The sequence below is a fragment of the Microbulbifer sp. ARAS458-1 genome, assembly GCF_045348205.1.
Lineage (GTDB): Bacteria > Pseudomonadota > Gammaproteobacteria > Pseudomonadales > Cellvibrionaceae > Microbulbifer.
The window spans coordinates 2,016,698-2,035,865 of record NZ_CP155838.1 but is presented as its reverse complement, the minus strand read 5'-3'; the positions used below and the strand labels follow the sequence as shown (position 1 = coordinate 2,035,865).

Here is a 19,168-nt window from a genome sequence, read left to right as displayed (position 1 = left end):
GGGACAGTATTCGCCCTCGTACCGGCCACTGCCACTTTATGTCAAATTTGTTTCTGTCCGAAATTGACGATTTCTTGACAACCTTGGGCGGTGCTTTGGGAGGGGCGACCACAGTCTTGCGCGTGACTTTCTTCGGTACTTGCGCTTGTCTTACTGGCGGCCTGCTTACCGGTGCAGGTACCCGCCCAGTCAGAACCAGGCGTTGCCCCGGGAAAATCCGGTAAGGCGAGGAAATACGATTAATGGCCGCTAAGTCCTTGAAATCTTTACCATATCTCCACGCAATGGAATAAAGGGTCTCGCCTTTACTCACCGTATGGTGCTGAATCTTCTGGCTAGGTGGCTGGTTGAGAGATGACGTGGGAGCCAGGTTACTGGCGCAGGAAACGATCAAAAGGGTAGCGCAAAGCAAGGGCAGCTTGGCCCCCTGAAAAAACGGACAAAGGCGCAAAATTCTTCCGCACAAAGAGAAAAACCGGTGTCCAAATTGTCGAATATTGCGCCGTTTCATTATTCTCTTTTTACATCAAAGGTGGGCATTTATGGAAAAAGTGTCTAAAGAAAACTGCTATTTCCTCGTCTGTTGACGGCCATTAAATCTGCCTTTTTCCGGATCACCGAATAATTGGCGATCTCTGCCAACTTCCCGCTATTTTGACCCTGAAGTCCGGTGGCAATTCCCTGTAATCTGCGGCTGTATGCGCAGTAAGAAATTGCCATTCAACCTTGTAAGTCTTTTCCTACGTAGTGATGGTTGATCCACTCAATCGATAATACGAGTGCCACTGCTGCAAGCGCAGCCAGGGCGCTACCGACCAGGTAAGACGGCTGCCCACTGGCCACAGCAAAGTCCCAGGGGAGAACGTTGGATAGGGTCGGCGCCAGTTTAGCGTTGCTGAGGCCTCCCGTGACACTATCCGCCAGTTTCCAGGGCCATACAATTTTCAGGCTGCCCAGCAACACTCCCACAAGAAACGACAGGGTAACGGAGGGGAATCGGTACATTAGCCAGGACAGCAGGCGACTGAACAACAGCAACCCACAACCAGCGCCGGCGGCGAACCAGACTAGCGCACTGACCTGAAACTGGTGTACCGCAGTAATGACCTGGGGATAAATCCCGATCATCAACAAAATAAAGGAACCGGAGATACCGGGCAGGATCATGGCGCAAATGGCTAACGCTCCGGAGAAGAAGAGCGTATATGGAGTAGCCGCGATTGCGGTGGGTCGCATTTCACTCACCAGAATCGCGAGAGCAACCCCGGCGACCAGGGCGACCCAGCTGGACCAGCGCCACTCAGCTACCCGGCGTGCAATGGGAACAGTGGACGCGAGAATCAGGCCAAAAAAGAACCCCCACACAAGGATTGGGTAATTATCCAACAGATAACTGATCAGCTTGGCGAGGCTGAAGATACTGATCAGGACACCCCCGAACAGCGCCAGCAAAAAGCTGCCATTGATCTGCCGCCAGGTTGCGGCAACCCCTTCTTTATACAGTGTCACCAGGGTATGGGGGCCAATCTTACTCAGGCTGCCGAGCAATTCTTGGTAAATACCCGTAATAAAGGCGATGGTTCCACCCGACACCCCGGGTACTACATCCGCAGCCCCCATCGCGAGGCCTCGTGCCCCGACGCCCCAGTAGCGGCTGCGCCAGACTGACCTGCGGTGCCGAGCATCGGCGGCGGATTTCATTTCCCGGGCATCCTCAGTCATCAACGTACCACTCCACTCAACAGAGGGACAAAACGCACTGGCTCCGCCTTTTCAACGTCATAGCGGTTTTCTTCTTCGCGGCGGGTAACAATGGTGAGATATTGGCTTTCGCTCCCTACGGGCATCACCAGTACGCCCCCAGGGGCAAGTTGCTCACGCAGTTCATCGGGAATGCTGGCGGGGGCCGCCGCACACAGAATGGCATCATAGGGGCCCTGCTCCGGCCACCCAAAGCCACCATTACTCAGTCGCATCTCCACATTGAAGATCCCGAGTTCTCGCATACGCTGGCGCGCTTTAATCAACAGTGGTTCGACCCGCTCTACGGAATACAGTTTATCGACCAGGCGCGCGAGAATGGCAGTCTGGTAGCCGGATCCGGCACCCACCTCCAATACCCGAGCCCTCGACGGAGCGCGGCTTATCAATAACTCGGTCATGCGAGCGACGATATAGGGTTGGGAAATGGTCTGGCCGTACCCAATGGGCAACGCGGTATCTTCATAGGCGCGAATGGCCAGGGCTTCGTCCAGAAACAGGTGGCGAGGTGTGGATGCCATCACATCCAGCACGTCCTCGCTGCTGATACCTTCATCGCGCAGGCGCTGAATCAGGCGGTTGCGGGTACGCTGGGACGTCATGCCCAGGCCTTCGTGTCTGAATCGATCCATTAGGACTGAAAGTCTCCCTACAAGCGGATCACCGGCCCCCAATACTGCTTTATCCGGCGATTGACCGGTGAATGGCTTTCCACACCCGGTCACTTTTGTTGTCGTTTCTATATTCGTAAGGACACTTCTAAAATCGTAGCGAGCGGGTGGCTGGTGGTGGCCGCCGGCGCAGAGGAAGCGCAGTGTACTTTAGTACATGAGCATTCTGAGCACCGCCGGACGCCGCCAGGCGCACGCGCAGTAGATTTTAGGCGTGTCCGTTTATTTTATTGCGGCGGCGGCTTGATTGGCCAGTTCCGCCACTTCGCGCAACAGTGCGGTGGCGAAAGTCCCCGGTGGTAATGCGAAGGAGAGCAACAGATCCTTTCGCCCCTCCTGTTCCTGCCACTCCCAGGCGAACCCCTGAGGCACCAGCACCAGCGGACGCCGCTCCTGGCTTAGGCCACCGTGTTCCAGCCAATCCTGCCACGGTTTCCAAGGCGCCATGGCGCCATCTTCCAGAACCAGTTGCTCACCGGTAGCCGCGTTCCGTCCCCGCCCCCACAGTGGGCCACTGGGATTAGCCTCCGGCTCACCATCAATGGACGCCAACCAGTTGTCCCGCCCGATTCTGGCAGCCAACACCTGATTGAACAGCCAGCTACGGGCGGCAGACAGTGCAAAGGCCTTCTGATTGCGCGGCATACGCCGGCGCTGGCCGGCCTGCTGATCGGCAACCGCCTTTTCTACCAGGTCCAGATTACCGCCGCTGTGGCCAAAGCGCTGTTCGCCAAAATAGTTGGGCACACCATTGGGAATCTGGTGTAACACCTGTTCCGCGGCCGCGGTGTCCCCGGTGATATTGCGCAGGCGAATCTGGAATCGGTTTCCCAGGTGCTCGCCGCGGCGCAGTTTGCGGGCACCGCGAAAGTAACTCAGCACCTGAAACTCTTCGTTATCCAGCGTCTTCCAGTCCGGTTCCGGCTTTTGTGCCAGCCATACACTGAACCACTGGGTGGTGACGGCATGGCGATCCTTGAGGCCGAAAAAGCCCACATCATTACTCTGAACACCCGCTATTTGCGCGAGCTGTTGCGCGACATAGCCGGTATTAGCCCCGCGTTTGCGGATATGCAGATAGACATGTTCGCCCTCTCCGGCCTCAGGGGCGGCGAGTTCGTCCACCACGAAGTCTTCGGGCTCGGTACGGAAGTCAGCCTGAATCGCCGCGCCGCCGAGGGCGCGGGGCCAGTTCAGGTCCCAGCTTTGTGGCAATTCTGTCACGACAGCGTTTCCAGCAGTACGACCGCCTGTGCGGCGATACCTTCGTTTCGACCGGTGAATCCCAGCTTCTCGCTGGTGGTGGCCTTGACGCTGATGGCATCGGCGCTCACCTGGCAATCATCGGCGATGTTTGCACGCATGGCGTCAATATGGGGGGCCATTTTCGGGGCCTGGGCGATCAGAGTTGCGTCCGCATTGACCAGCCGATAACCCTTCTGGTGAATCAGCCCCACCACATGACGCAACAGCACGCGGCTGTCGGCACCGGAGTAGGCGTCGTCAGTATCCGGAAAATGTTTGCCGATATCGCCCAGCGCCAGCGCGCCGAGCAGGGCATCTGCGAGGGCGTGTAACAGGACATCGCCGTCGGAGTGGGCGACGAGGCCCTTATCATGCGAGATGGTGACACCGCCGAGGACGACGTGACCACCGGGGCCGAAGGCGTGTACGTCGATGCCCTGGCCAATTCTGAGGCTCATAGTGTATTTCCAGAGGTAGGTTCAACCGCCCTGTGTTGCTGTCGGTGTCGTAACAGGGCCTCCGCCAGAATAAGGTCGGCGGGATGGGTAACTTTAAAATTACTGCGGCAGGCGGCTACCAGTTCAGGGGCGTGGCCTGCCAATTCCAGTGCGCTGGCTTCATCGGTGATCGCGTTTGGGTTTTCCTGCAGGCCATGCTGAAGGCATTCCAGCAGCACACCCAGCGGTGCTTTTTGTGGTGTCTGCGCGAGCCAGATCTGGGCTCTGGGCAGGGTTTGCCGGACCCGACTTTTTCCTTCGCTTTGTGTGGCCTGTTTTACGGTATCGCTGGCGGGTTGCGCGAGCAGGGCCATGGGGGACGCGGCGAGGAGTTGCTGAATATCGTCAGTGCTTACTAACGGCCTGGCGGCGTCGTGGACTAATACCGGAGTTTCCGCGGGTTGGTGCTCACTCAGAAATTTGAGGGCGGCGAGTACGGAGTCTGCGCGTTCAGCGCCGCCAGTGACGGTCTGGATTCTTGGATCTTGTGCGCAGTTCAGTGTTTTGAATTCTGTGTCGTCGGCGGCGATAGCGACGACGATGCCTTTCATACCCGGCCATTGGAGGACATTTTCCAGGGTGTGGGCGATGAGGGGTTTGCCGCTCAATGGCAGGTACTGTTTGGGCTTTTTGGCGCCCATACGCTTGCCGGAACCGGCGGCGGGGACGATGACCCAGTAATTTGTTTCAGCTGGGTTGCTGGCGGTGGTCATTCTTTTTCCCGTTGTGACTGCGCAGGATTTTTGTGCTTATCCTGGTCGAGAAAAATAAACAGGGTTTCGCCTTCTTTGATGAGGCCGAGGTCGTAGCGGGCTTTGGCTTCGACGCCGTCGGTGCCTTCTTTGAGGCTGCGGACTTCCCGCAGGAGGTGGCGGTTTTCCCGCTCCAGTGCAGCGTTTTTCTGCTGCTGTTCTTCAAGCTGCCGTTCGAGTCTGGTCACATCCGCAAAACTGCCCTCGCCCACCCAAAATCGATATTGGGTGACCAGCAGCATTACTGTGAGGATTGCCAGCAGCCATTTCATTTGTTTTGTTCTCTATCTGGCGTTTCGCGGTTCGCACGGTTGTAGGTCCGTGGCGGCTCCGCCGCCGGTAGTGGTTCGCTAGACACGCCGTGAACCCATCCATGGGGGCTCTGCACCGCCATCCATGGCGGTGAAGGTCTAGCGAACCACTACCGGCGTCGCAGCCTTCGCATCAGAGCGCTATGCTCTGATACGAGTTCCAGCCAGTTTACCGGGCTTACTGAATTACTTGAACTCAGCGATGCCGCGGTAAGGCGCCTTGCCTTCCAGCTCGGCTTCGATGCGCAGCAGACGGTTGTACTTGGCTACGCGGTCGGAGCGGCACAGAGAGCCGGTTTTGATCTGGCCAGCAGCGGTGGCAACGGCCAGGTCGGCGATGGTGGTGTCTTCGGTTTCACCGGAGCGGTGGGAGATTACCGCGGTGAAGCCGGCGTCTTTGGCCATTTTGATCGCGTCCAGGGTTTCGGACAAAGAGCCGATCTGGTTGAACTTGATCAGGATAGAGTTACCCACGCCTTTTTCGATACCTTCTTTCAGGATCTTGGTGTTGGTTACGAACAGGTCGTCGCCAACCAGCTGTACTTTCTCGCCAATTTTGTCGGTGAGGATTTTCCAGCCGTCCCAGTCGCTTTCGTCCATGCCGTCCTCGATGGAGATGATCGGGTAGTTTTCGGACAGCTCCTGCAGGTAGGAGGCGAAGCCTTCGCTGTCGAATTCTTTGCCTTCACCAGACAGGTTGTACTTGCCGTCTTTGTAGAATTCGGAAGAGGCGCAGTCGAGGGCGAGGGTGATGTCGTCACCCAGTTTGTAGCCTGCGGCTTCAACGGCTTCGGCGATGACTTTCAGTGCACCTTCGTTGGACGGTAGGTTGGGAGCGAAGCCACCTTCGTCGCCTACGGCGGTGTTCAGGCCCTGGGAGGACAGTACTTTTTTCAGGGCGTGGAAAATCTCGGCACCCTGGCGCAGGGCTTCGGCGAAGGTTTTGGCTTTCACCGGCTGAATCATGAATTCCTGGATGTCGACATTGTTGTCGGCGTGCTCACCACCATTGATGATGTTCATCATGGGTACCGGCAGGGTGTATTCGCCGGCGGTGCCGTTGATTTCCGCAATGTGCTGATACAGGGGGATGCCCTTGGAGATGGCGGCGGCTTTGGCGGCAGCCAGGGAGACGGCGAGGATGGCGTTGGCACCCAGCTTGGACTTGTTTTCGGTACCGTCGGCGTCGATCATGGCCTGGTCGAGGGCGCGCTGGTCGGTGGCGTCTTTGCCTACCAGGAGGCTGGCGATTTCGCCGTTGATGTTTTCAACCGCTTTCAGTACGCCTTTACCCAGGTAACGGCTTTTGTCGCCGTCGCGCAGTTCCAGCGCTTCGCGGGAGCCGGTGGAGGCGCCGGACGGTGCGCAGGCGGATCCTACCGCGCCGCATTCCAGAATCACGTCGGCGTTTACGGTGGGGTTACCGCGAGAATCCAATACTTCAAAAGCTTTAACAGCAACAATTTTGCTCATGTTTACAACGGGCTCCTTGTTAGTCGGAATTTATTGATCTGTGAGGTTTGGGGTTGGCGACCGCCTTCTCTGGGCCGCTCTTTCTAGTTATTCAGTCTTTACTTCGTATCCAGCGGCTCGAAGTTTTTCACCAGGTCGTCCACGGCCTTCATTTGTGCCAGGAACGGTTCCAGCTTTTCCAGCGGCAAGGCGCTGGGGCCATCGCACAGGGCTTTATTCGGGTTCGGGTGCGCCTCGAGGAACAGACCGGCGATGCCGATGGCGAGGCCCGCGCGGCCCAGTTCCGTGACCTGGGCGCGGCGGCCGCCGGAGGCGGCGCCACCCGGGTCGCGCATCTGCAGCGAATGGGTCACGTCAAAGATCAGCGGGGCACCACCGGTGGAGTCGATCATGGTACGGAAGCCGAGCATGTCGACGACGAGGTTGTCGTAGCCAAAGCAGGCACCCCGCTCGCACAAGATGATATTTTCGTTACCGCCTTCCGCGAACTTTTCCACCACATTCTTGATTTGCGGTGGGCTCATAAACTGCGGTTTTTTCACGTTGATCACCGCACCGGTAGCGGCCATGGCGGAAACCAGGTCGGTCTGGCGGGCGAGGAACGCGGGCAGCTGTATTACGTCTACGATCTCGGCAACGGGTGCGGCCTGGTGTGGCTCGTGCACGTCAGTGATCAGCGGTACGCCAAAGGTCTTTTTGATCTCTTCAAAAATCTTCAGCCCCTCTTCCATCCCCGGGCCACGGTAGCTGTGGATGGAAGAGCGGTTGGCCTTGTCAAACGAGGCTTTAAATACGTAAGGGATTCCCAGTTTGTCCGTCACATTGACGTAGTGCTCGGCCACTTTCATGGCCATATCGCGGGATTCCAGTACGTTCATGCCGCCAAACAGGGTGAACGGCTTGTCGTTGGCAACCTGCAGGTTGCCCACAGCAATTGTCTTCATATCGTATTCTGCCTGCTTCCTTAGACCCGCTTGTGCTTAAGCGCAGCGGCGACAAAGCTTTCGAACAGCGGGTGGCCATCGCGCGGGGTGGAAGTGAATTCCGGGTGGAACTGACAGGCGACAAACCAGTTGTGCTCCGGCAGTTCGACCATTTCCACCAGGGTGTCGTCGGCGGACCAGCCACCGATTTTCAGGCCGGCTTTCTGCAGGCGGTCGACGTAATTGTTGTTCACTTCGTAGCGATGGCGGTGGCGCTCTACGATCACGTCTTTGCCGTAAATTTCACGGGCTTTAGAGTCTTTGGCCAGGCGGCATTCCTGGCCACCGAGGCGCATGGTACCGCCAAGGTCAGATTTTTCGTCACGCTTCTCGATATTGCCTTCGCTGTCGATCCACTCGGTAATCAGACCGATCACCGGGTGCGGGCTCTTGGCGTCAAACTCGGTACTATTGGCGCCTTCCAAATTCAGTACGTTGCGCGCATATTCGATCACAACGGACTGCAGGCCCAGGCAGATACCGAGGAAAGGCACATTGTTTTCACGGGCGTAACGCACGGATTCCAGCTTGCCTTCCAGGCCGCGCTCACCGAAGCCGCCCGGCACCAGAATCGCGTCGGCGCCTTTGATCAGGTCGAGGCCATTCTCGCCCTCCACATCTTCCGCATTGATAAAGTCGATATTGACCTTGGTGCGGTTTTTGATGCCGGCGTGTACCAGGGATTCGATCAGGGATTTATACGCGTCCAGCAGCTCCATGTATTTGCCAACCATGGCAATCTTGATTTCGTGCTGCGGGTTCAGCTTGCCGTCGACCACCTCGTCCCACTCGGACAGGTCCGGTGCATCGGTTTCCAGCTGGAGTTTTTCCACCACGATCTCGTCCAGACCGTATTCGTGCAGCATACGTGGAACACCGTAAATGGTCTTGGCGTCGGGTAGCGGCACCACCGCGCGCTCTTCCACGTTGGTGAACAGCGCAATCTTGCGGCGGGAATCGTCGTCGATGGCGCGCTCGGAGCGGCATAGCAGAATGTCCGGCTGCAGGCCGATGGAGCGCAGCTCTTTCACCGAGTGCTGGGTCGGCTTGGTTTTGGTTTCACCGGCGGTGGCGATATAGGGCACGTAGCTCAGATGCATCAGCAGAGCGCGGTTGGTCCCCATCTCCACGCGCAGCTGGCGCACGGACTCCAGGAATGGCTGGGATTCGATATCACCAACGGTGCCACCAATCTCGACGATGGCGACATCCACATCACGGCCGCCTTCAATCACGCGGCGCTTGATCTCGTCAGTGATGTGCGGGATCACCTGTACGGTGCCGCCCAGGTAATCACCGCGGCGCTCTTTGCGCAGCACGGTTTCGTATACACGGCCGGTGGTGAAGTTGTTGCGCTTGGACATGCGCGTGCGGATGAAGCGCTCGTAGTGGCCCAGGTCCAGATCCGTCTCGGCGCCATCTTCGGTCACATAGACCTCGCCGTGCTGGAAAGGGCTCATGGTGCCCGGGTCAACGTTGATATAAGGGTCTAGCTTCAGGATGGTGACCTTGAGGCCACGGGCTTCGAGAATAGCAGCCAGAGAAGCGGAGGCGATACCTTTCCCCAATGAGGAAACCACGCCGCCAGTGACAAATATATAGCGCGTCATGCAAAACCTTGGTCAGTTGAATGCCCGACGGGTACGGGCGTGCGGGACTGGCTCTGGGGGCGCAGCTCGCGCAACCCGGTGCCTTTGAGATGGGACGCCAGACTACCAGAAAGGCCGTTTCTGCTCAATCTAAAAACCGCCAGATTGGCGGTTGCGGCGGCCCTTCCCCGGTGACGAAAAGATCGCCCACGGACACCAGGGTCTCGCCCCGATAGACCAGCGGCACCCGATCTCGCAGCCAGGGAGGAAGGCCATACTCCTGCAGCAGCTTTTTCAGGGTCTGGGAGTGATGGCGTTCTCGCGGTTTGGCCCTTTCGCCACCTACCCGGAAACGAACCCGATAGTCTGCCACTGGCCAGCCCGGGCTTGGCAGCAAGCCCCAGCTCCCCGGCAAGTTCAGCTCGCCAGATCCATCCCACTTGATCTCGCCCCCATCAATACCATGGAAAGGTTGCAATTGTGGTGTAAGGAACAGGCGATCGCGATAGCGGCGCAGTACCCATTCACCAAGCACAACTTCAGGAGCGGCATCATCGACCGCCCCAACCTGTTGCAACGCCTGAACCAGGTGCGAGGCTTCCGGCATTCTGGATCCCAGGTGTGCCAGCCAGCCCCGCAATAGGTTCTTACGACGCGCCTCGGTGAGTGAGGAGAAGCTCCCCAGGTCGACACTGTGACCAAATAACTCCTGCCGGTATTCACACCGCTGCAGGTCTTCATTGGCCAGGTTCTGTAAGAGTTCAGCAGCCTCGCGCAGGTTTTCCGAGGCCTGCTCCACACGAGCTTGAACTGGCCAGCGTTCGCTAATAATGGGAAGCACCCGGTTACGAAGGTAATTCCGGTCGATTGCGAGGTCTGTATTGCTCTCGTCCTGGATCCAGGTCAACCTGTGGTCGCGGGCATAGGACTCAAGCTCCGATCGAGTTGCCTTCAACAATGGTCGCAGCAGGCTCTTCTTCGTCCGCCGGTCACCAAAGGCACGGTATTCCGGCATGGCACCCAACCCCCGCACCCCGGCACCGCGCAACAGGCGCAATAAAAAGGTTTCCGCCTGATCATCACTGTGATGTGCCAGCAGAAGCTGATCCCCCGCGCCCATCAACTGGTCAAATGCGCGGTAGCGGGCATTCCGTGCGCCCTGCTCCAGCCCACCGTCTCCGTGATCCACCTGCACATGGCGGGCCACAAAAGGCACCCCCAACTGGGCCGCCACGGCCTGGCAATGATTTTGCCAGGCACCCGCCTCCGGACTCAGGCCGTGATGAATGTACACCGCCGTCACCGGCACCTGTGCATCTACCAACAGATACAGCAATACGGACGAATCCAGACCTCCGGAATAGCCCAGCCACAGCCGGCCCGAAGCAGGATAGCGCTTCAGAGAGCGGCTCAGCATTTCGTTCAGTTGCTCAGTGGGGGGCGTCACACACGAATTCCAGACGGGATTTGCCGCGAGTATACCCGGCCAAACCACACCTTGCCCGCATCTACCCGGTACCTTCCGGACTACCGGGAAAAGTTATCGCAGGCGACCGTTTATAGATCTGGTGCACAAAACCGGTACAGCGGGCGGCCCGGACCACACCATTCACACGTCACAGCGTGTGTCCAGCGTTCCCGGGCACAGCCAGTCAGGCAGTCACATCGAAATCAACAATATTAAGAGAACAGGATAGCGATGCAGATACATAAAGAAGCAGGATGTGTGCATAACCACCCCCACCCGGGCCACCATCGCCCTAAACACCGGACCCGATGGCTTACGCCACTGTTGCTGGCGGCTTGCACCAGCGCAGCGGGCAATGCGTTTGCGGGCTGTGAGTACAGCGTCAGCAACGACTGGGGATCCGGCTTTGTCGCCCAAGTGCGTGTCACCAACGATTCCCCCGCCCCAGTGCAGAACTGGCAGGTACAGTGGCAGTACTCTGGAGACAATCGTGTCACCAATGCCTGGAACGCCGAAGTCCAGGGCGACAATCCCTATACCGCCAGCAATGTATCGTGGAACGGCAGCCTGCAGCCTGGACAGACGGTGGACTTCGGCTTTCAGGGAACCTCTGGCGGTTTCGCGGAAACCCCTACGGTGAGTGGCGCCCTGTGCGACGGCGGATCGTCATCGGGCGGTTCATCCAGCAGCTCTTCGTCCAGCTCCGGCGGTTCATCCAGCTCCGGCGGTTCTTCCAGCTCCAGTGGCTCATCCAGCTCAAGTGGGTCGTCCAGTTCCAGTAGCTCGTCCAGTTCGGGCGGCTCCACCGACCACCTGTACAGCCTGGCGTCTTTCCCGATCGGTGTCGCGGTCGCCGCCGGTGACAGTGCGCGCAGCTTTCTGAAAATCCCTCAGCAGGAAATCACCATTCGCCAGCACTTCAGCCAGATCACTGCGGAAAACATCATGAAAATGCATTTTCTGCACCCGGCGGAAAATACCTACGACTTTACCGATGCCGATCAGATGGTGGACTGGGCACTCACCAATGGTCTGAGCGTGCACGGCCACACATTCATCTGGCACCACGAGTACCAGGTACCCGACTGGATGAAGAGCTACAACGGCGATTTCCGGTCCATGCTCAATACTCACGTGGCCACCATCGCCGACCATTTCGCGGGCCGCGTGGTGAGCTGGGACGTGGTAAATGAAGTACTGGATGAGACCCAGCCCAATTGCTACCGGGATACGCTGTTTTACCAGCGGCTGGGGCGGGACTACGTCAGTGAGGCGTTTATTGCCGCAGATAGCGCAGACCCGACTGCGGACCTCTATTACAACGATTACAGTATTTCCGGAGGCAACAGCGCCAAGTTCAGCTGCCTGCTGACCATGCTGGACGAAATGCAGGCGGACGGCATTCCGATTGACGGGGTCGGCCTGCAGATGCACATACAGATCGACTGGCCCACCACCGATCATTTGCGCAGCGCCTTTCAGGCCATCGTCGAACGCGGACTCAAGGTAAAAATCACTGAATTGGATATACCGGTAAACAACCCCTATTCCTCCGCGCCATTCCCGCAGCACACCCAGTTCACACCGGAAGTCGCGGCCTTGCAGAAAGTCCGCTACAAGGCCGTCGTACAAACGTATCTGGAGGAGGTGCCGCCGGCGTTGCGAGGGGGGATTTCTGTCTGGGGTCTCTGGGATGGCGACAGTTGGATACTGGATTTTGAAAACTGGCAGGGCGTGGAAGACTGGCCACTGCTGTTCAGCGGCCCCGCCAATGGCCCTTACGAAGAAAAGCCCGCACTGGAGGGGGTTGCCGAGGCGCTGACGGGACAATAGCCCCATAAACCGGCAGTGTACACCCTCACGCCGTCTCGGGAGTGACGTCGGCCCGGCGATACTGGGACGGCGTCATTCCGGCAGCCTTTTTGAAAAAAGTATTGAATACCGATTTACTGTTAAAACCGACCTCGAGATAGATATCGGTAATGGTTTTGCCTTCACCATCGGAGCTGCGCAACAGACGCATGGCTTCCCGAATGCGGTAGCGATTGATGAATTCGTAAAAGTTCACCTCGAAGTGCCGGTTGAGGATCATCGACAGATCCCGCGTCGGTACACCAAGGTTTTCCGCCAGTAAATCGATGGTCACATCAGGCTGCAGGTAGAATTTTTCAGCAAGCATCTTGCGGTCGATCTCCTCCGCCAGCGCCGGGTTGCACACCTGTTGTTCACCGGCCGCCTTGCGCGATTTATCTGGCTCACGCACGGATTCGAAACCGGCAAAATAACGCACGCCGGTAAATACCAGCAGGTTCACCAGCATAAAGACGATGTAATAGCCAGTCAGCCCGATCCGTTCAAACACCCCCAGGTCGTAGTGCTGATACAGGCCGAATATCTTGACCACGCTCAGCAACGCCTCTACCAACATCACCAGCATAAACCCGGCCACCAGAAACCGGACCCAGGCAACATCCACCCGTTCCACATTCGAATGCGTACTTTTCAGGCGCTGGATGTAATTGACGATCAGCCACAAAGACCACAGGCAGTACGCCACTCGCAGCCCTTTGCACAAAAACTCCACCAATACGTAGTGCCAGCCATACACCAGGGTTTCACTGTTGATCAGTTCCAACCGCTGCTCCAGAGGCAGGCGGAAGAACACCGCACTCATATATACCAGCGCGAGCGCGAATGGCACCAGGTGCACCCCGTCACGGGGACGCAGCTGAAAGTCGCGAAAGATCAGGGATTTCACGCAGAAGAACAGCAGCATGCCATCCAGGTAATAGGCAAAACCGCCGAGGAAATAGACCTGCGGCAACCACTCGCGCACCGCAAATTTGAATTCCGCGCCCCACAGCACCAGTTCGTGGAGCGGAATAAAGGCGTGCGCAAACAGAAAGGCGGCGAGGAAATAGGTACTGGTCTGCCTACCGGTGTTTGTGGCCAGTAGCAGTACCGCAAAAAACAGGCACTGCATAGCCGTCATCAGCAGTACCACATCGTGAAAATTAAACAAGACCTGGCTCATTTTTATGATTTTCCAGTAAAACCGGGGCGTTCGAATCCCGTGGGGCAGCCGAACGGGTTCGGCTCGCTACATGCCATACAATTTACGCCGTCAGAACGACGTGGATTGTCTCCACCTCTTAGGGTGCAGTTGGCGACTCAATCGCCCTTTTCTCTCAACATCAAATGGATAATAAAGGAAAGCATGATGAGATTTAACACCGCAAGTGGACTGGGCAGTGTTCTGACACTGCTGGTTCTCCTCTCCCCGCTCACCCCCACAGAAGACGCTCAAGCCCAGTACCTGCATACCGATGGCAACCAGATCGTCGACGGTAATGGTGACCCCATCCACCTAAACGGTATCAATCTCGGCAACTGGCTGTTGTGGGAGGGTTACCTGATGATGGGTGACTTCAACTACCGGACCCACACCCAGTTCCTGAACAGCCTTGCCGACACCTTTGGCAGCATGGCACAGGCCAAGGAGTTCGAACACCAGTGGCGCATGCACTACGTGACCGAACGGGAAATCGCAGACCTGAAAAGCCTGGGTTTCAACACCGTGCGGGTGCCTTTTCACTACAACCTTTTCTGGGAAAACGGGCAGTTGTCGGACCATGGCTTCCAGTATTTCGATCGCCTGATCGAGTTCTGCCGCACCCACGACATTTATGTGCTGCTGGATATGCACGCGGCCCCCGGCTACCAGAACCCCGGCGACCACAGTGACAATATGGATTCCAATGCGGGCCAGCCACGTGACTCGGTCAAATTCTGGGACGGCAACAACGTGCAGATTGCCAGCCAGGTGTGGCGACACATCGCCAACCGCTATAAAGAGGAACCGGTGATCTGGGGTTATGACCTGATCAACGAGCCGGTGCCCCAGGCCGGACGGGAATACGAGCTGCTCCCCTCCCTGATCGCCATGCGCGATGCCATCCGCGAAGTGGACAGTAACCACGCCATCATCGCCGAAGGCAGCTGGTGGGGGTCGGATATACAGAAAATTGACTGGACAGACTCTGACACCCAGACCAATACCGGTATCAGCGCCCGCTGGGACCACAACCTGGTGTACCAGACCCATCACTATGTGTTCGGCAATGCCGGCTGGATTCCCGACCTCTATCCGCGCGCGGCGCGCACCGACGCCATGGGTGTGCCATTGATCCTCGGGGAGTATGGTGAAGACACCAATGACATCCTACGCCAGCTCACCGACTGGTCGATGGAGAATATAGCGGGACAGTTTCCCTGGTCTTTCAAGAAGATGAGTCACCACCGCACTCTGTGGACCATCCAGCCCAACGCGATCTACAGCGCCGTGGTCGACTACATCAATCATGGCGGCACACCGCCGGCCAATGCCTATTCGGGAATGATCGACTTCGCCCAGAACCATATCGGCAACGGCGCCAGCAATGTGCAGTGGCACCAGGGCTTTTACGATGCGATCCATGCGGGCACTGGTGGCAGTTCCGGTGGCGGCCCCACCTCTCCCGAGTGCATTGAAACCAGTCCTCACACCATAGGTCGTATCGAGGCAGAAAGTTTCTGTGCGATGCAGGGTATCCAGCTGGAAGATACCGCGGATAACGGTGGTGGTCAGAATGCGGGCTGGACCGATAGCGGCGACTGGCTGGATTACCGCGTCGAGATTCCGCAGGATGGTGAATACACACTGACTTACCGTATCGCCAGCACCGCCAATAGCGGGCAGCTGCGACTTCTGGCCGACAGTACGCCAGTGACCGATACCAATCTCCCCGACACGGGCGGCTGGCAGAGCTGGCAATCGGTTTCCACCACCATCAACCTGACCGCGGGTACCCAGACCCTGCGCCTGGAAGTCACAGGCCCCGGGTTCAACCTGAACTGGTTCGAGCTGTCAGTGGGAGGAGGCGAGGAAGAACCCGAGGACCCCACCCCACCGCCATCTGGCTACATTGCCGATGGCGAATACCAGATCCGCAACCTGGCGAGCGGCCTATTGCTGGGCGTTGCCAGCAATGCCACCAGTAACGGCGGCAATGTGATCCAGGGTGGCAGCCAGCGCTGGCAGGTCACCACCCTCAGCAATGGCAGCTACCGGATTGAAAGCCGCTATAGCGGCCTGGCCCTGGATGTACAGGGTGTCTCCAGCGACAACGGAGCCAACATCCAGCAATGGGAATACGGTGGTGGCGCCAACCAGCACTGGATTGTCGAACCGGTCTCTGGCAACCAGTTCCGCATCCTGTCCGAGCTGAGCGGGAAATCTCTGGATGTACAGGACGGGTCCAACAGCGCCGGCGCCAATATTCAGCAGTGGGAATACCACGGGGGCGACAATCAGCTATGGCTGTTTGAAAACTAACCGCCGCTAACAAGTCTCCCTTCTCTCTATCACCTTGATGGGCCGCAATGCACACGCTGGCGGCCCTTCTTTCATCTGCCAAAACAGCGCAGCCCCAAGGTGACCAAAACCCCTAAGTCATTGATTTTTAGGGATTTACTCGACGTTCGAGTGCACGTAGGATAGTCGAACGTCAAAAAAATCCCGTATTTTGCGTTCGAATAACCGCAACCGGACGCCCGCCCGCAAGGCATTTGGCAAATTTCCTCCGTCGCCCACATTGGCGGCCGAAAACAATAAACATGAGAGGAATACCGATGAAGAGACTGCACAAGCCTCTGGCGCTCTCCGTAGCGCTGGTGAACTCAGGCTTCGCCTATGCGCAGCAAGATACGCAACAGGAGCCACTGAATACTCAGGTCGGCAGCCAGGACGTTTCCGCCCTGGAAGAAGTGGTCGTGACGGCCACCAAACGGGAGACCAATCTGATGGAAACCCCGATTTCCATCACCGCCTTTTCGCAGGAGAAACTGGACCGGGAAGGCCTGACCAATATCAAGGATATGGCACAAATGGTGCCGAACATGGAAATCTCCATGGATTCCTCGCAGACCGCACCGGTGGTCGCCATGCGCGGCGTGCGTTCCACTAATATCACCGAGCTGGGCGATCCTTCCGTCGGCCTGCACCTGGACGGTATTTACTCCCCCCGTCCCCAGGGCGCCATGGCGCTGATGTTTGATGTGGAGCGGGTGGAAGCCATGCGCGGCCCCCAGGGTACCCTGTTCGGACGCAACTCCACCGTGGGTAACGTCAATATCATTTCCAAGCGCCCGGACTTCAACGAGTTCGATGCGTCTGTCGGCATCGAGGCCGGCCGCTGGAATCACCAGCAGACCCGCGGCATGATCAATTTACCGGTGAGCGAGACCTTCGCCCTACGCGCCTCGTTCATGCAGGAAACCCGGGATTCCTACCTGGACGGCTACTACGATCCCAACCAGTGGGACGTGCGCTACCTGCCGGAAGAAGTCCAGAATGCGCCGGTCTACACCGGCGCCGATGAAGACCGCAGCCTGCGCCAGCGCGAACGCTGGGGCAGCGGTGAAGTCCAGGAACTGGTCAAGGCCGATCCATCCGACTTCTACAACAACTCTGACCAATACGCCTTCCGTGTGAGTGCCCTGTGGGAGCCCAGCGAAACCCTGTCGTGGATGCTCGCCTATGAGCAATTCCAGGACGACAGCGCCGGCGGTGCCGACACACTCAATTGTGACATGGCCGCCCAGCGTATCCGCAAAGACGGCGATGGCAACTACCTGGATGCAGACGGCAATATTTCCGCCACACCGGTACCCGGTCAGCTGGGCTGTGAAAGCGTGTACGGCCCCGGTGCCGACGACTTTACCGTCAACGTCAGTGTGCCCGGTTTCCTCGACCTAAATATTGAATCCATTCGCTCCAACCTGAGCTGGGATCTCTCCGAAGAACTCGCGCTGGTGTACAACGCCGGCTGGTCAGAGCAGGTGCGCTCCCAGCATTCCGACCAGGATCGCGGTATCACCGGCTGGGACATGTCCATTTTCTTCCGCGACGCCACGTTTACCTCCCAATCTCACGAACTCCAGTTGCAGTCCACCGGCTCCGGTCCACTGCAGTGGATTGCCGGCGCCTTCTACTTTGAAGAAGACAACAATATGCAAGGCGGCTGGATCAACAGTGGCGCCAATGCGGATTATTGGAACCAGCCCAATCGTACCCTCAAGTCCCAGGCATTCTTTACCCAGGGCACCTATGCGCTCACCGATCGTTTGAACGCTACCGTGGGTGTGCGCTACACCGAAGACACCAAGCAGGACGTGGGCGGCCGCAACATGGCCTGTAACAGCGATACCATCAACCCACAAACCGGCGAAGCCTGCTTCCCCGCCTGGGACCGCGACGCGTTCAATCAGCTGCCCACGGACTACTTCGACGACGCCGGTATTTACACGGCGGTCAGTGACAACCAGACCAAAGGCAGCTGGGACTTCACCAACTACCGTTTGGGCCTGGATTACATCATCAACGACGACCTGATGGTATTCGGCTACGTCGCCAACGGCTTCAGATCCGGCGGTATCGGCGATGTCTTCGTGCAATACGAACAGGACCCTGCTACCGCTGAATATCTCCTCGACGACAACGGTGATCGCATCATCAAAGAGCGTCACCGCAATACTTACGACCCTGAAGTCGTTACTACCTACGAGCTGGGCAGCAAAGGCACCTACCTGGATGGCAGCCTGAATGTGATGGCCACCCTGTTCTACAGCGATTACGAGGATATGCAGGCCGCCTCTGCCAAGGGTATCTTCCCCTACTATGTGGAAGAGCGGGCCGATGACACCGGTGAGCTGACCGGCGAAATCACCACCGAAACCCAAACCGTATTCCAGACCGACAATATCGGCACCGCCGTTATCAAGGGCCTGGAAGTGGAGTTTGACTGGGCACCCATCGAAAACGGCCGCTTCGACGGTTACATCACCTGGCTGGATACCGAAATCACCAGCGATTTTATTTATCACTGGGATTTCGCCGCTACCGATCTGTTCGAAGTGGACCACGGAGCGGCCACCAATCCAGACAACGACGCCATGAAGGTCAATCTGAAAGGCAACGAGCTGGCGGCGTCACCAAAACTCAGCGCCAAGCTGAATTACACCCACACCTTCCGCTTCAACAATGGCTTTGCCATTGTCCCTCACCTTAGCTACTTCTGGCGGGACAAGTCCTACCACACCTTCCAGAACGTGGATAAACACTACGACGTTTTTGCCACAGAAACCCCGGACGCGTTCAGCGATGTGCGCCCAGCATTCCACAGTGTAAACAGTACCCTCAAGCTGGAAGCACCGGACAACAAGTGGAATGTAGAAGCCTTTGTTTACAACCTCACCGACCAGAAAGAAACCTACTGGGCCGGTGGTGGCGACGGCGTAATCAAGGGCCCGGTTTCCATGCCGCGTTTCTACGGTATTCGCGGCAACTACAACTTCTAACCGCAATCGTCATCGTCGCTT

General features: G+C 57.7%; 14 protein-coding genes. 3 read left to right on the top strand and 11 right to left on the bottom strand.

Annotation, left to right across the window (positions count from 1 at the left end; translation table 11 throughout):
* Positions 1–720 precede the first annotated feature (720 nt).
* The 10 genes from AAFH99_RS08365 to tilS all read right to left on the bottom strand — a co-directional run bounded on the left by AAFH99_RS08365 (position 721) and on the right by tilS (position 10,729).
* A complete protein-coding gene (locus tag AAFH99_RS08365) occupies positions 721–1,722 on the bottom strand; it encodes a DUF368 domain-containing protein (protein WP_231491577.1) in 1,002 nt (333 codons plus the stop codon).
* Entirely contained in the window at positions 1,722–2,393 is a 672-nt protein-coding gene (locus tag AAFH99_RS08360; protein ID WP_197023772.1) for a protein-L-isoaspartate(D-aspartate) O-methyltransferase, read from the bottom strand. The genes AAFH99_RS08365 and AAFH99_RS08360 overlap by 1 nt, the downstream gene beginning before the upstream one ends.
* A gap of 261 nt (positions 2,394–2,654) precedes the next feature.
* Positions 2,655–3,647, bottom strand: coding sequence for a tRNA pseudouridine(13) synthase TruD (gene truD, locus AAFH99_RS08355; protein WP_406829171.1), 993 nt, complete (start codon positions 3,645–3,647; stop codon positions 2,655–2,657).
* A 5-nt stretch (positions 3,648–3,652) separates the two neighbouring features.
* Positions 3,653–4,135: a 2-C-methyl-D-erythritol 2,4-cyclodiphosphate synthase gene (ispF, locus tag AAFH99_RS08350; protein WP_406827473.1), complete on the bottom strand. Its 483-nt coding sequence runs from the start codon at positions 4,133–4,135 to the stop codon at positions 3,653–3,655.
* On the bottom strand, positions 4,132–4,887 hold the full coding sequence (gene ispD, locus AAFH99_RS08345) for a 2-C-methyl-D-erythritol 4-phosphate cytidylyltransferase (protein WP_051686983.1): 756 nt from the start codon (positions 4,885–4,887) through the stop codon (positions 4,132–4,134). Before ispD ends, ispF begins: the two co-directional genes overlap by 4 nt.
* Entirely contained in the window at positions 4,884–5,198 is a 315-nt protein-coding gene (locus AAFH99_RS08340; protein ID WP_043317072.1) for a septum formation initiator family protein, read from the bottom strand. Before AAFH99_RS08340 ends, ispD begins: the two co-directional genes overlap by 4 nt.
* A gap of 225 nt (positions 5,199–5,423) precedes the next feature.
* Positions 5,424–6,710 carry a phosphopyruvate hydratase gene (gene eno / locus AAFH99_RS08335; RefSeq protein ID WP_043317074.1) on the bottom strand — a complete coding sequence of 429 codons (1,287 nt, stop codon included), beginning with the start codon at positions 6,708–6,710 and terminating at the stop codon, positions 5,424–5,426.
* Between the two features lie 98 nt (positions 6,711–6,808).
* Positions 6,809–7,654, bottom strand: a complete 846-nt coding sequence (gene kdsA, locus AAFH99_RS08330; protein WP_043317076.1) for a 3-deoxy-8-phosphooctulonate synthase — start codon at positions 7,652–7,654, stop codon at positions 6,809–6,811.
* A gap of 20 nt (positions 7,655–7,674) precedes the next feature.
* Positions 7,675–9,303 (bottom strand): CTP synthase, encoded by a 1,629-nt coding sequence (locus tag AAFH99_RS08325; RefSeq protein WP_043317078.1) that lies wholly within the window; start codon positions 9,301–9,303, stop codon positions 7,675–7,677.
* Positions 9,304–9,427: 124 nt separating this feature from the next.
* On the bottom strand, positions 9,428–10,729 hold the full coding sequence (gene tilS / locus AAFH99_RS08320) for a tRNA lysidine(34) synthetase TilS (protein WP_406827472.1): 1,302 nt from the start codon (positions 10,727–10,729) through the stop codon (positions 9,428–9,430).
* A gap of 279 nt (positions 10,730–11,008) precedes the next feature.
* Here tilS and AAFH99_RS08315 point away from each other — a divergent pair, with 279 nt between their 5' ends.
* Entirely contained in the window at positions 11,009–12,583 is a 1,575-nt protein-coding gene (locus AAFH99_RS08315; RefSeq protein WP_406827471.1) for an endo-1,4-beta-xylanase, read from the top strand.
* Between the two features lie 25 nt (positions 12,584–12,608).
* Here the strand turns inward: AAFH99_RS08315 and AAFH99_RS08310 are convergent, their stop codons facing one another.
* Positions 12,609–13,784: a helix-turn-helix domain-containing protein gene (locus AAFH99_RS08310; RefSeq protein WP_406827470.1), complete on the bottom strand. Its 1,176-nt coding sequence runs from the start codon at positions 13,782–13,784 to the stop codon at positions 12,609–12,611.
* 183 nt (positions 13,785–13,967) lie between these two features.
* On the opposite strand from AAFH99_RS08310, the gene AAFH99_RS08305 reads away from it, so the two are divergent.
* Both AAFH99_RS08305 and AAFH99_RS08300 read left to right on the top strand, forming a co-directional pair.
* The gene (locus tag AAFH99_RS08305) at positions 13,968–16,124 is read left to right on the top strand and encodes a carbohydrate-binding protein (protein WP_406827469.1); all 2,157 of its coding nucleotides are present in this window, start codon (positions 13,968–13,970) and stop codon (positions 16,122–16,124) included.
* 296 nt (positions 16,125–16,420) lie between these two features.
* Positions 16,421–19,147 (top strand): TonB-dependent receptor, encoded by a 2,727-nt coding sequence (locus AAFH99_RS08300; protein WP_406827468.1) that lies wholly within the window; start codon positions 16,421–16,423, stop codon positions 19,145–19,147.
* Positions 19,148–19,168 lie beyond the last annotated feature (21 nt).

Bases quoted from the DNA above. Each gene is read 5' to 3' on its own strand.
- AAFH99_RS08340 (WP_043317072.1), bottom strand. From the start codon at position 5,198: ATGAAATGGCTGCTGGCAATCCTCACAGTAATGCTGCTGGTCACCCAA.
- ispD (WP_051686983.1), bottom strand. From the start codon at position 4,887: ATGACCACCGCCAGCAACCCAGCTGAAACAAATTACTGGGTCATCGTC.
- AAFH99_RS08360 (WP_197023772.1), bottom strand. From the start codon at position 2,393: ATGGATCGATTCAGACACGAAGGCCTGGGCATGACGTCCCAGCGTACC.
- AAFH99_RS08365 (WP_231491577.1), bottom strand. From the start codon at position 1,722: ATGACTGAGGATGCCCGGGAAATGAAATCCGCCGCCGATGCTCGGCAC.
- AAFH99_RS08325 (WP_043317078.1), bottom strand. From the start codon at position 9,303: ATGACGCGCTATATATTTGTCACTGGCGGCGTGGTTTCCTCATTGGGG.
- AAFH99_RS08300 (WP_406827468.1), top strand. From the start codon at position 16,421: ATGAAGAGACTGCACAAGCCTCTGGCGCTCTCCGTAGCGCTGGTGAAC.
- AAFH99_RS08310 (WP_406827470.1), bottom strand. From the start codon at position 13,784: ATGAGCCAGGTCTTGTTTAATTTTCACGATGTGGTACTGCTGATGACG.
- eno (WP_043317074.1), bottom strand. From the start codon at position 6,710: ATGAGCAAAATTGTTGCTGTTAAAGCTTTTGAAGTATTGGATTCTCGC.
- AAFH99_RS08305 (WP_406827469.1), top strand. From the start codon at position 13,968: ATGATGAGATTTAACACCGCAAGTGGACTGGGCAGTGTTCTGACACTG.
- ispF (WP_406827473.1), bottom strand. From the start codon at position 4,135: ATGAGCCTCAGAATTGGCCAGGGCATCGACGTACACGCCTTCGGCCCC.
- kdsA (WP_043317076.1), bottom strand. From the start codon at position 7,654: ATGAAGACAATTGCTGTGGGCAACCTGCAGGTTGCCAACGACAAGCCG.